General features: G+C 66.9%; 14 protein-coding genes. 10 read left to right on the top strand and 4 right to left on the bottom strand.

All coding sequences use genetic code 11. The features are described from left to right. Nucleotides 1-2: 2 nt before the first annotated feature. Nucleotides 3-935 carry a hypothetical protein gene (locus LPA44_RS07150; RefSeq protein WP_230888900.1) on the bottom strand — a complete coding sequence of 311 codons (933 nt, stop codon included), beginning with the start codon at nt 933-935 and terminating at the stop codon, nt 3-5. Between the two features lie 161 nt (nt 936-1096). Between LPA44_RS07150 and LPA44_RS07145 the strand changes: the two genes are divergently transcribed. The 9 genes from LPA44_RS07145 (at nt 1097) to LPA44_RS07105 (ending at nt 7672) form a co-directional block, all read left to right on the top strand. Then, nucleotides 1097-2110, top strand: a complete 1014-nt coding sequence (locus LPA44_RS07145; RefSeq protein ID WP_230888899.1) for a lysylphosphatidylglycerol synthase transmembrane domain-containing protein — start codon at nt 1097-1099, stop codon at nt 2108-2110. A 63-nt stretch (nt 2111-2173) separates the two neighbouring features. Continuing rightward, the gene (locus LPA44_RS07140) at nt 2174-3136 is read left to right on the top strand and encodes a hypothetical protein (RefSeq protein ID WP_230888898.1); all 963 of its coding nucleotides are present in this window, start codon (nt 2174-2176) and stop codon (nt 3134-3136) included. Between the two features lie 36 nt (nt 3137-3172). After that, complete coding sequence (locus tag LPA44_RS07135) at nt 3173-3592, top strand: RNA-binding protein (RefSeq protein WP_230888897.1); 420 nt, start codon at nt 3173-3175, stop codon at nt 3590-3592. 57 nt (nt 3593-3649) lie between these two features. Next, nucleotides 3650-4258, top strand: coding sequence for a trimeric intracellular cation channel family protein (locus LPA44_RS07130; RefSeq protein ID WP_230888984.1), 609 nt, complete (start codon nt 3650-3652; stop codon nt 4256-4258). A 69-nt stretch (nt 4259-4327) separates the two neighbouring features. After that, entirely contained in the window at nt 4328-5032 is a 705-nt protein-coding gene (locus LPA44_RS07125) for an RNase P subunit p30 family protein (RefSeq protein WP_230888896.1), read from the top strand. Further along, nucleotides 5016-5618 carry a class I SAM-dependent methyltransferase gene (locus LPA44_RS07120; RefSeq protein WP_230888895.1) on the top strand — a complete coding sequence of 201 codons (603 nt, stop codon included), beginning with the start codon at nt 5016-5018 and terminating at the stop codon, nt 5616-5618. The genes LPA44_RS07125 and LPA44_RS07120 overlap by 17 nt, the downstream gene beginning before the upstream one ends. Beyond that, a complete protein-coding gene (locus LPA44_RS07115) occupies nt 5615-6091 on the top strand; it encodes an Rpp14/Pop5 family protein (protein WP_230888894.1) in 477 nt (158 codons plus the stop codon). Before LPA44_RS07120 ends, LPA44_RS07115 begins: the two co-directional genes overlap by 4 nt. A 2-nt stretch (nt 6092-6093) precedes the next feature. After that, nucleotides 6094-6891: an archaeal proteasome endopeptidase complex subunit alpha gene (gene psmA / locus LPA44_RS07110; protein WP_230888893.1), complete on the top strand. Its 798-nt coding sequence runs from the start codon at nt 6094-6096 to the stop codon at nt 6889-6891. A gap of 55 nt (nt 6892-6946) precedes the next feature. Continuing rightward, nucleotides 6947-7672 (top strand): ribosome assembly factor SBDS, encoded by a 726-nt coding sequence (locus tag LPA44_RS07105; protein WP_230888892.1) that lies wholly within the window; start codon nt 6947-6949, stop codon nt 7670-7672. Between the two features lie 25 nt (nt 7673-7697). Here the strand turns inward: LPA44_RS07105 and LPA44_RS07100 are convergent, their stop codons facing one another. Next, nucleotides 7698-8015 carry an FUN14 domain-containing protein gene (locus tag LPA44_RS07100; protein WP_230888891.1) on the bottom strand — a complete coding sequence of 106 codons (318 nt, stop codon included), beginning with the start codon at nt 8013-8015 and terminating at the stop codon, nt 7698-7700. Nucleotides 8016-8118: 103 nt separating this feature from the next. On the opposite strand from LPA44_RS07100, the gene hflX reads away from it, so the two are divergent. After that, entirely contained in the window at nt 8119-9426 is a 1308-nt protein-coding gene (gene hflX / locus LPA44_RS07095) for a GTPase HflX (RefSeq protein WP_230888890.1), read from the top strand. Here the strand turns inward: hflX and moaC are convergent. Both moaC and LPA44_RS07085 read right to left on the bottom strand, forming a co-directional pair. Beyond that, nucleotides 9423-9914: a cyclic pyranopterin monophosphate synthase MoaC gene (gene moaC, locus LPA44_RS07090; protein WP_230888889.1), complete on the bottom strand. Its 492-nt coding sequence runs from the start codon at nt 9912-9914 to the stop codon at nt 9423-9425. The genes hflX and moaC overlap by 4 nt on opposite strands. Continuing rightward, nucleotides 9907-11343: an NAD(P)H-hydrate dehydratase gene (locus tag LPA44_RS07085; RefSeq protein WP_230888888.1), complete on the bottom strand. Its 1437-nt coding sequence runs from the start codon at nt 11341-11343 to the stop codon at nt 9907-9909. The genes moaC and LPA44_RS07085 overlap by 8 nt, the downstream gene beginning before the upstream one ends. Between the last annotated feature and the right edge of the window lie 39 nt (nt 11344-11382).

The raw sequence follows: 11382 nt of genomic DNA, 5'->3' as shown, positions 1-11382 counted from the left end.
AGTCAGGTTCGGTAGCCGAGGTCTTCGAGGCGTTCTTCGATGACGTCGCCACTCTCGCCGGTGTCGTCGTGGCCCGCGGCGTCGGGGTCGTGATTGCGTGTGTCCGTCGCGGTCGTCTCGCACCACGGGACCTTGCGGAGGACGGGGAGGTCGACGCCACCCGGGTGGCCGTAGACGTGGTGCTCACCGAACGCGTTGCCGTGGTCGGCGGTGACGACGACGCGCTCGGCGTCGAGATTCTTGAACAGCAGGTCGAGGTCGTCGAAGACGTATTCGAGGTTCTCGCGATACGTCTGCCAGGCGTCGGCCTCGCTACGGTGGCCGAAGCGGAGGTCGTCCCAGACGGACATTTCATCGTCGCCGAACTCGTCGAGTTCGACGCCCTCGCTGCGCTGCTCACGCTCAAGGACCGAGGGGAAGTGGGGCTGCATGTAGTGGACGACCATGCGGTCGGCGGTCGTCTCGCGGCCGGTACGGACGGCGGCGTCCGTTACGGGTCGCGGTGGAATAGTGCCGAGATCGTCGTCCCACGCGTACCGCCACACCTCGTCGACGGTGTGGAAGCGGTCGTGGTCGATTTTCGACGCGGAGTAAGGGTTGCCGGTGACGTACGCGAGGTCTGCGAGCGCGTCGTCGTCGGTCCCGCCGAACACTGTCTCCAGCCACTCGACGGAGGAACTCGCAGGCGACGTCCGCGACCCCGGCTCCGCGGGGAGGAAGTCATAGTCGGAGCCCGCGGCGACTTCCGCGAAGAGGTCCGCGCGGCACGCGTCCAGGACGACGAGGACGTCCCAGTCGGCGTCGAGCACGGGGTCCGGGTCGGTCGTCGACTGCAACGAGTACGCCACCAGCGACGCGAGTTCGCGGACGGCGTCGAGGCCGCGGTAGCGGAGGTTACGGGCGACGTTGGCCGCCTGAGCGGGTACGTCAACCATGGGCGGATACGGATGTCTTCTCGTACATTTCCGGGAGAGGTACTCGGTGACTCGGTTGTGACGGGCGGAGAAAAAACCTCCTATTGGCGGGGCAGTCGGACGCGGCGACCGCCAGCCACGGATTCGATGGATTGATTCACGCCCGCCCGCCACTCGGAGGCGTGCAGCGAGAGGACCTGCTGGCGACGGCAGCCGGACTCGTGGGCGCAGCCCTCGTGTTCGCGGTCATGTTCTGGGTCGTAGACGCCCGCGAGGTGCTCGCAGCGGCCAGCCGCGCGGACCCGGTGTTGCTCGCGGCCGTCGCAGGCGTGATACTGCTGTGGAACGCGTCGTGGGGGCTGGCACTCTGGAACGTCCTGCGCGCGCTCGACATCCATATTCCCGTCCACACGGCGCTCCTCGTGAACGCTGCGGGTGCGTTCGCCAACCACGTCACGCCGTTCGGCCAGGCGGGCGGCGAACCCGTGACGGCGTGGCTGCTCACGCAAACCGCCGACACCGACTACGAGGTGAGTCTCGCGTCCATCACCAGCCTCGACGCCATCAACGTCGTGCCGTCGCTGGCGTTCGCCGCAGTCGGCTCGCTCTACTACGTCACCACCGAGACCGACGGCGAACTCGGGTTCTTGCCGCTCGCCGTGATTGGAGCGGCGGTCGTCCTCCCGGTCGTCGCAGCGGTTGTGTGGCGCTATCGGACGACCATACGCGGCCGTGCAGGCGGGACGGTCGCAGCGGTTGTCCACCGCGTCGTCGGCGCGATTCCACGCGTTTCCTTGCCCGACGCCGAAACCGTCGCCGAGCGCATCACCGGGTTCACGAACGCGGTCGGCCGCGTTGCGGTCTCCCGGGAACGGCTCGTCGCCGCCCTCAGCTGCTCGGCGCTCGGATGGGCGTTCCAGGCGTTCGGTCTCTGGGTGACGTTCCTCGCACTCGACTCGTTCGTCCCCATCTACGTCCCCTTCTTCGTACTCCCGCTGGGGAAGGTTGGGTCAGTACTTCCAACGCCCGGCGGCCTCGGTGGAACGGAAGCCATCAACGTCACACTGCTCACGCTGCTGACGGCCGTGAGCGCGCCGACCATCGCAGCCGTCGTCACGATTCATAGCGTCGGCGGCTACCTGTTGACGACGACTGTCGGTGCTGCTGCCACCAGCGCGCTCGGCGTACGCGCTTGAGTCGCCTCGTTCGGAGTGATTTATACCGCTTGCGCCCCGAGAGACGCGCATCGTGACTTCGTCATGAGTGGACGGCCACCGAAAGTCGCCGTCGCGCACTACTGCGAGGGCGCCGGCCACGCAACCCGCATGCTGGCAGTCGTCGAAGAGCTGGAGGCTGCCGGCTACGAGACGGTCATCGCGGGTGGTGGCCCGGGCACGAAGTTCGTCGAAGCAAACGGCTACACCGAGTTCGAGCCGACCGTCGTGGACTTCGTTGACGACCTCCAGGACGGGAGTCTCCTTGACGTCGCCCGGAACAGCGTTCCCGCACTCTACGAGCGCATCCAGCAGTACCGCGCGTGGTTCGACGACGAAGCCCCCGCGCTGCTCGTGACCGACGACATTGCTGCGGCGATTGCGGCATCCCTGTACGGCCAGCGCTACGTCTACATCTCGCACGACCCTTCCGCGTTCTACAACTCCGCTGTCGAACGCGTCGGCGCGTGGGTCCGCAACCACATCGCGGGCCGTGGTGCCGAGCAGTTCCTGCTCCCGAAAGTCTGGGCCGGCGAGCCGACGATTGGGGGGGCTGACGACGTGCCGCCGATGGCACCCGCCGGTGATGCACCGGACGAGGACGTCGACGTGCTCGTGGTGCCGAGCGAGTTCAGCGTTGACCCCGACCGGCTCGCGGACGCGCTGGAGGCGCAAGGACGGGACGTGACGCTCGTTGGCGGCGACGACTGGGAACTCCAGGAGTCCCTACAGCCGTTCATCGTGGGTGCGAACCTCGTCATCTGTAGCGGCTACTCCACGGTGATGGAGGCCGGGGTCGCCGGCACGCCCTGCATCGTCATGCCGGCGACCTCCGAACAGCGCGGCGTTGTCGACGCGCTCGCGGACACTCCTGGCTTTTACGCCGCGGACTCGATTGCGGGCGTCGAAGCGCTCCTCGACACCGTCGAAGCGCCCCAGCCCCGCGAGAACGGCGCGAAGCGCGTCGCGGAAATCGCTGCGACGTACCTCCCGGACAGCCCGCAGTAGCGACGTTTTTACCGCCGCGGCCGCTACCGCTACGTAATGAGTGAGGTTCCGTTCCACTACGTCGACCTCCGAGCGTTCTGCTACGGCACGGAGGACGAGGTTCGCGTCGCCGACGCGCTCGGCCACTTCCTCCCCGAGGAGGTCGAACTCGAACGCGCCGAGAGCGCAGGCCACCTCGGCGACCGTATTGTCGTGCTCTCCGCGCGCGTCGAACGCGCCGACGAGATGCGCCACGTGCTCGGTCAACTCCGGGACGGCGCGGACATCGGGCGCATCCGCGAGGAACTCGACCAGCGCGTCGACGAGAACTGCTCGCTGTTCGTTCACCTCGACAAACAAGAGGCGTTCCTCGGCGATGCCCAACTGGGCGACGGCATCGCGCTCCGCGCGAAAGTCGAAGCCTACCCTGCGAAGAAGGAAGCCGCCGTCGAGAACGCCCGCGAAGCGCTCTCGTAGTCGAGAACAGTGATTGAGGACGTCGTCGCGACGCTGTTCGGCGACCCGTTCGCCGTGATGAACACCGTCGGGCTGGTCGCGTTCGCGCTAGTCGGGGCCTCGAAGGCGATTCGCGAGGAGTTCGACGTATTTGGTATCGTCATAGTCGGGCTGGCGATGGCGTTCGCCGGTGGCGCGACGCGCGACCTCCTCGTGGCACGAGTTCCGCTAGCGCTCCAGTCGCCACTCGAAGTCAGTCTGGGATTGCTTGGGGTCGGCCTGGCCATCGCGCTGAGCGTCGGGCTGTCGTCGCCGGATACCCATCCAGTCACGCTCGTCTCCGACGCCGTCGGGCTCGGTGCGTTCGCCACGACGGGTGCCATCGTCGCGACCGACGCCGGTGTTTCGACGTTCGGTGTCGTCGCGATTGCGACGATAAACGCCGTTGGCGGCGGAGCGTTTGCGGACATCCTCCTCGATAGAGCACCGTTCATCCTCTTCGAGGACTTCTACGCGAGCTGTGCCGTGCTTGGGGGAGTTACGTACTGGACCGCGGGAACGCTCGGTGCGACCGGGAGTACGGCTGCCGTCGCGTGTGCGGTTGTGACCGTCGGAACCCGATTAGTTGCAGTCGTGTACGACTGGCACCTCCCGACGGTCCAGAACTTCCGACGGTTTAGTGGGTAACCGCCGTTCGTCCTGGAGACGCGAGGGCGAACGCACGCGTTTTTACGGACCGACGACGAACTGGCGGTCGTGTACGAGGCCGTTCACGCCAACCCGGACGGCGACAGCACCGTCGCGCGGTTCGCCGCGACAGCCGCTAGCGTCGGATACGACGGCGTCGTCGTGCGGAGTCGGTCGGACGCCCAGCCGGACGTCGACCACGAAGTCGTGGCCGAGGAGTACGGCATCGACGTGGTGTCGGGCGTCGAACTCGACGCGGAGAACACGTCGCAGGCCAGCGGCGCCATCGCGAACCTCCGCGAGCAGGCGACCGTATTGGTCGCGCGCGGCGGCACGCCGGAGCTGAACCGGTTCGTCGGCGAATCGCAGCGTGTGGACGTGCTCGCCGGACCGATGCGGGGACGCGGCGACGTCAACCACGTCGTCGTGAAGGCGGCCGAGCGGAACGCGGTTCATCTGGAGTTCGACTTCTCGCGGGTGCTGCGCGCAAGCGGCGGGGAGCGCGTGCAGGCGTTGCGTGGGCTACGGAAGCTCCGCGAGCTCGTCGACCACTACGACGCGCCGTACGTCGTCAGTGTCGACCCCGAATCCCACCTACAACTGCGCGCGCCCCGCGAACTGCTCGCCGTCGGCGAAGAGATTGGGTTCGACCGCGACCAGATTCGGACCGGGTTGGAGTCGTGGGGCGAGCTGGCGGAGCGCAACCGCCACCGGATGTCCGAGGACTTCATCACGTCGGGAGTCGAACGCGGCAGGTATGAAGAAGACAGTTGAGGAGCACGCCGCGCGTTTCGACGACCTCGCGGCCGACTACGACGAGGAGAAGTCCGTGGAGTACAACGAGTGCGTCGCGCTCGTCCTCGAACACGCGAACCCCGACAGCGACGACACCGTCCTCGACTTGGGCTGTGGGACGGGTGCCATCGCGCTCGGGCTGGCCGAGGAGGCGGGCCGCGTCGTCGGCCGCGACATCAGCGAGGGAATGATGGACGAGGCGCGCCGGAAGGCCGACGAGCGCGGCCTCGACAACGTCGAATTCGGACAGGGGCAGTTCCGCGAGCCGAACTACGACGGCGAGGTCGACATCGTGACCTCGAATTTCGCGATGCACCACCTCAGCGACGAGGAGAAGCGCGAAGCCATCTCGGTCATCGCCGGTCTCGGCCCGCGGCGAATCGTGCTCGGGGACGTGATGTTCTTCGGGGAGCCGAACCCAGAGGAGCCGTTCTACAGCCCCGAGGTCGACGACCCGGCGACAGTCGGCGTGCTCGTGGACGCGTTCACGGACGAGGGGTACGCAGTCACGGCCGTCGAGATGGTTCACGAGCAGGTTGGCGTGCTCGTCGCCGAACGCCCGTGAAACACCTCCCGAAGCACCTCCGGCCGCGATGGCGGTACCTCGCCGTCGAGCTGGAGGCGTGGCCCGACGCGGACGTCTCGCAGGGGGACTTCCAGCGCAGCGTCTGGTTCGCCGCGCAGAATCTCTACGGGGACACGGGGAGCGCCGACGCCGACCTGCGCGTGCTGCAGTTCTCCTTCGAGGACGGCAGCGGGGAGGCACTGGTGCGCGTGCGCCACGGCGAAGTCGAGCGCGGGCGAGCGGCGCTGGCGTGTGTCGACGACGTTCGCGACGACCCCGTCAGGGTGGCGGTACGCGGCGTCTCCGGCACGATACGGGCCGCTGAAGAAAAGTATTTAGGACGGCCGGGTGAATCCGCAGCCGAAGCCAGCGTCGCGTTCGCGGGCGAGACCCGTCCGGCAGTCCGCCGAGGTGACCTCGTCGACGTCGACTCCGAGGGCGGGTACGTGGGCGCGACGAACCTCGACTGCTAACCATGCAAGGACAGAACCAACAGCAGGCCTACGACCGCGGTATCACCATCTTCTCGCCGGACGGCCGCCTCTATCAGGTGGAGTACGCCCGAGAGGCAGTCAAGCGAGGGACGCCCAGCATCGGCGTCCGAACGGACGGCGGCGTCGTCCTCCTCGTGGATAAGCGCATCAGCTCGCCGCTGATGGAGGAAGCGTCCGTCGAGAAAATCCACAAGGCCGACAACCACATCGGCATCGCGAGCGCCGGCCACGTCGCCGACGCCCGCCAACTCATCGACTTCGCGCGCCGCGACGCCCAGATCGAGCGCGTACGCTACGACCAGCCCATTGGCGTGGAGACGCTGACGAAGGACATCACCGACCACATCCAGCAGTACACGCAGGTCGGCGGCGCGCGCCCGTTCGGTGTCGCGTTGCTCATCGGCGGCGTCACGGACGGAGAGCCTCGCCTCTTCGAGACGGACCCCTCGGGGACACCCTACGAGTGGAAGGCCATCGCCATCGGCGAGGACCGGTCGACAGTGCAGGGCTACCTCGAAGACCACTACGACGAGTCGCTCCCCCTCGACGAGGGCGTCGAACTCGCGCTCCGAGCGCTCGGCGAGATTCGGGAGTCGCTGCAGCCCGAGGGTGTCGGCGTCGCGACCATCGACGCGGAGACTGGGGCGTTCATCGAACTGTCGGACGACGAAATCCGAGAGTACCTCGCCGAACACGACTTGCTCGGCGGCGAAAGCGAGGACGGCGATGCGAGCGCAGACGGTGACAGCACGGACGGCGACGGCTCTGACGAGGAGTAGCTGCGTCGCCCTGGTGGGAAAAGGTCTTTTAAGTATACCCGTCGAAGCCACACGTATGATATCACTCGACGAGGCGGTGACCGCGCGCCTCGAAACACACGGGGAACGATTCGAAGTGCTCGTCGACCCGGACGCCGCGCTCGCGATGAAGCGCGGCGAGTTCGAGGGCGAACTCGAGGACGTCATAGCGGCCCGCGACGTCTTCGAGAACGCCTCCCGCGGGGACCGACCCGCCGAAGAGGATTTGGAGGAGGTGTTCGGGACGACCGAGCCGATGGAGATTATCCCCGAAGTCATCGAGCGCGGGGAGATTCAGATTACCGCCGAGCAGCGCGCGGAGATGCAGGAGCAGAAGCGCCGCAAGCTCATCAACATCATCACGCGAAACGCGGTGAACCCGCAGATGGACAACGCGCCGCATCCGCCCGAACGCATCGAGACCGCGCTCGAAGAAGCCGGGTTCACGGTCGACCCGATGGAGCCCGCTGAGAGCCAGGTCGACGACGCACTGGACGCGCTCCGCCCCGTGATTCCGATTCGCTTCGAGGAGGTCACGGTCGCGGTGAACCTACCGCCGGACTACGCGGGCAGCGGGCAGGCCAAAATTCGGGAATTCGGCGAACTCGACCGCGAGGAGTGGCAGGCCGACGGCTCGTGGGTCGGCGTGCTGACCTTCCCCGCGGGAATGCAGAACGACTTCTACGACCTCGTCAACGAGGTTTCGGAGGGCGAAGGCGAGACGACAATCGTCAAGGAGAAAGGCGAACTCGGGACGCGCTGAGCGGTTCGACGCGGCGATTTCGGCGTCACCCTTTCTTGAATCCGACGAGGAACCCACCGGTGAAGCCGGCGCTGACCGACAGCGTCGAGAGGATGGTGTTCACCCACGACGGCGGGGCGGCACCGTTGGCACCCTGCGTGATGTCGAGCATTCCGCCAGTGAGGCGGTCCCAATCGACGGTGAGGATGCCTCGTGATTCGAGGAATTTGAACAGCGCGAGCTCGAGACCGACGATGACCGCGATGAGCTTCGCGACCTTCTTCGCCGCGAAGCCGATGATGGCGCCGATGCCAGCGCCACCCCCGAACTCCAGGCCGAGGGTCGTGAGATTGATGTCCGGCATGGTCGCTCATCCGCGAGTGATCGGTAAGTCTCTTTTGTCAGACGCACTGACGACACCGGGCGCGCCCGGGGCTTAAGTAGCACGGGCACCTACTATGTGACAAGTGACCGGAACAACGACGAAGACGGCGGTCGTCGCCAAGCGTGTCGACGAGGGCACGCCCGACACCGCCGAAATCAGGGACCTCGTCCGCGCCGCGGGCTACGACGTCGGTGGCGAAGTGACGCAGACGCGTACGGCCGACCCGGCCCTCCAACTCGGGGAGGGGAAGGTCGAGGAACTCGCAGCGGCCGTCGAGGAGACAGACGCCGAGCGAGTCGTCTTCGACAACCGGCTCGGACCCTACCAGACGTACAACCTCGGCAAGCAGCTCCCCGAGAACACGGAAGTGGTGGACCGATTCCGGCTCATCCTCGACATCTTCGGACAGCGCGCCCGCACCCGGAAGGCGCAACTGCAGGTCGAACTCGCAGAGCTGCGCTACGAGCTGCCGCGCGCGGAAGCGAAGACGAGTCTCGCGAAGCGCGACGAACGCCCCGGCTTCATGGGGCTCGGGGAGTACGACGAGAGTCGCGAGCAGGACATCAAAGCCCAGATTAGCCGCATCCGGGACGAGCTCGCGAGCATCGAGAAGACCGAACAGCAGCGCCGCGAGACGCGCCGCGAGTCCGGCTTCGAATTGGTGGCGCTGGCGGGCTACACGAACGCCGGGAAGTCGACGCTGCTGCGCCGCCTCGCGGACGACCTCGACATCGACGAGAACGAAGAACTCCACCCGGACCTCGATACCACCGCCGAATCCCAGAACCAGCTGTTCACGACGCTGGGGACGACGACGCGCCGATTGGACATGGACCGCCGGGACGTGCTGTTGACGGACACGGTCGGATTCATCAGCGACCTCCCGCACTGGCTCGTGGAATCGTTCAAATCCACGCTCGAATCCGTCTACCAGGCGGACCTCGTGTTGCTCGTGGTCGACGCCAGCGAGTCCATCGACGAGATTCGCGAGAAGCTCGTGACGAGCCACGACACGCTCTACGAACGCAACGAAGCGCCCATCGTCACCGTGTTCAACAAGGTGGACAAGGTCGACGACGACGAACTCGCGGAGAAGCAGGAGGCGCTGTCCGCGCTCGCGCCGAACCCAATCGCGGTCAGCGGCCGTGACGGTATCAACGTGGATGCGCTGCGAGCTCGCATCGACGATGAGTTGCCACCTCGGGAGCGCGAGACGCTAGTGCTCCCGATGACCGACGAGACGATGAGCGTGGTTTCGTGGGTCCACGACCACGCCCACGTCCGCGACGTCGACTATGGCGACGAACAGGTCGTCGTCGACTTCGAGGCGCTCCCGACGGTCGTCGAGAAGTCGCGCGCGAAGGCCAGCGACCTCGTCGCACAAGCCTAGAGTTCTCGTTTCTCCTTTCGGACAACTTCCACGCCCTCGATAGCCGTGCCCGGGTACTGCCCGTCGTCGTCCTTCTCTGCGGCCTTCACCATGTCCCAGACGACGTTCAAGCCGGTCGTCACACCTTCCAAGGCTTCCATCTCGCAGCCGGTCTTCCCGGTCGTCTCGACGGCGACTTCGAGGACGACCCGGTCCTCGCGCACGTCGAAGTCCGTCTCGACGTTCGTAATGGGAATCTGGTGGCACATCGGAATCGTCTCCCACGTGTGCTTGACTGCCTGGACGGCGCCGACGCGCGCGGTCGCGAGCACGTCGCCCTTCCCGATTTCGTCGCCGCGAATCGCCTCGACGGTCGATTCGGAGAGCTGAATTTCGCCGCGCGCGACCGCCCGGCGAGCGGTGTCCGGCTTGTCCCCGACGTCGACCATTTGCACGTCGCCCTCCTCCGTGGTGTGCGTGAGTTCGTCTTCGGGTGTGTCTTCACTCATCGTCCTCACCCCACAGCGCCGCGGGCAGCGCATCCAGTAGGTCGGTGGCGAGCAGGCCGTAGCCGTGCTCGTCGACCACCTGGTCGCCGGCGTCGCCGTTTGCGTACGCGCCGATACTCGCAGCGGGAACGGGGTCGAGCGTGGAGAACATCGCGGCCGTGGCGCCCGCGAGCACGTCACCGGTGCCGCCGACGGTCATTCCCGGATTCCCGGTGCGGTTGACGCGCGTCGTCTCGCCGTTCGAGACCACGTCGTACGCGCCCTTCACGAGCAGCGTCTGCCCGAGGTCGGCGGCGAAGTCCTCAACCTCCTCGGCCCGGGCACGCCAGTCGTCTTCTGTTGGTCCCCCCATTTTCTGGAGTTCTCCTTGGTGTGGCGTGCAAACGAGATCCGCGTCGGTGTCGACGTCGGGGACGGCCTGGAGCGCGTCGGCGTCGACGACCGCGCGGCCGTCGTAGGTGGCGAGGAACTGCCGGACTGCTGCGAGCGTGTCGTCCGAATCTCCGAGGCCCGGTCCCAAGACGACCACGTCGACGTCCGCGGCGCGATCCAGAATCTCGTCGACGTGCTCGGGGAGCAGGCGTGTCCCGACGTAGGAGTCCACGATGAGGTTCTCGCTGTACCCCTGAACGGTCTCGGCGATGCTGTCGGGGACCGCGAGGTACGCGAGATCCGCGCCAGCCCGTAGTGTGGCCTGCGCGCTCAGCGCGGGCGCGCCGGTGTAGGGGCCGCCACCGACGACGAGCACGCGCCCGAAGTCGCCCTTGTGGGCGTGCGGGTCGCGTTCGAGCTGCTGGAGGTCGCCCGGCCCGACGAACAGTTCCGCGGCTTCTGGAATACCGATGTCTGCAACCGTAACGTCCTCCCGGTCCACGAGTGCGGGCTTCACGTCGTGGAACGTCACTACGTGGTCGGCGTCGACGGCGACGCCCGGCGTCTCGCCCGTGTCGGCGTTCATTCCAGAGGGCACGTCCACCGCGACGACGGGCGCGTCCACATCGTTGATTGCCTCGATAGCGGAGGCTTCGGGATCTCGAGGCGCGCCCGAGACGCCAGTACCGAGCACGGCGTCCACGACGACGTCCGGGTCGCCGAGGGTCAGCGCTTTCGAGTCTTTCACGACCTCCGTGGGGAGTTCGGCTTGCTGGAGCGCGTCCCAGTTCTCCCGGCTGATGTCCGTCGTGATGGTTTCGGGTCGCCCGAGCAGGTGGACGGTGACGTCGTACTCGCTGAGGAATCTGGCTGCGACGAACGCGTCCCCACCGTTGTTCCCGCGGCCCGCGACGACGGCGACGGTCGCGCCCACATCGGCGGTTTCGCGGACGGCGCGCGCGACGGCGTTCCCACTGGACTCCATCAACTGCTTGCGCGGCACGCCGACCGCCGCCGCGTTCCGGTCGACGGCGGCCATCCGCTCGCTGGTAATCATGGCTGCACGTTCAGCGGGGACCGCCGTAAAAACTCCGCG

Origin of the sequence: Halobacterium sp. KA-4 (assembly GCF_021028995.1) — an archaeon.
In the GTDB taxonomy this organism is placed as follows: Archaea; Halobacteriota; Halobacteria; order Halobacteriales; family Halobacteriaceae; genus Halobacterium.
Note: the sequence above shows the minus strand (reverse complement) of the source record. Positions and strands in the feature narration are given on the sequence as shown.

What these genes read in the sequence shown, in the direction of transcription:
- LPA44_RS07140 (WP_230888898.1), top strand. Translation starts at nt 2,174, where the DNA reads ATGAGTGGACGGCCACCGAAAGTCGCCGTCGCGCACTACTGCGAGGGC.
- LPA44_RS07105 (WP_230888892.1), top strand. Translation starts at nt 6,947, where the DNA reads ATGATATCACTCGACGAGGCGGTGACCGCGCGCCTCGAAACACACGGG.
- LPA44_RS07085 (WP_230888888.1), bottom strand. Translation starts at nt 11,343, where the DNA reads ATGATTACCAGCGAGCGGATGGCCGCCGTCGACCGGAACGCGGCGGCG.
- LPA44_RS07150 (WP_230888900.1), bottom strand. Translation starts at nt 935, where the DNA reads ATGGTTGACGTACCCGCTCAGGCGGCCAACGTCGCCCGTAACCTCCGC.
- moaC (WP_230888889.1), bottom strand. Translation starts at nt 9,914, where the DNA reads ATGAGTGAAGACACACCCGAAGACGAACTCACGCACACCACGGAGGAG.
- psmA (WP_230888893.1), top strand. Translation starts at nt 6,094, where the DNA reads ATGCAAGGACAGAACCAACAGCAGGCCTACGACCGCGGTATCACCATC.
- LPA44_RS07135 (WP_230888897.1), top strand. Translation starts at nt 3,173, where the DNA reads ATGAGTGAGGTTCCGTTCCACTACGTCGACCTCCGAGCGTTCTGCTAC.
- LPA44_RS07130 (WP_230888984.1), top strand. Translation starts at nt 3,650, where the DNA reads ATGAACACCGTCGGGCTGGTCGCGTTCGCGCTAGTCGGGGCCTCGAAG.
- LPA44_RS07100 (WP_230888891.1), bottom strand. Translation starts at nt 8,015, where the DNA reads ATGCCGGACATCAATCTCACGACCCTCGGCCTGGAGTTCGGGGGTGGC.
- LPA44_RS07120 (WP_230888895.1), top strand. Translation starts at nt 5,016, where the DNA reads ATGAAGAAGACAGTTGAGGAGCACGCCGCGCGTTTCGACGACCTCGCG.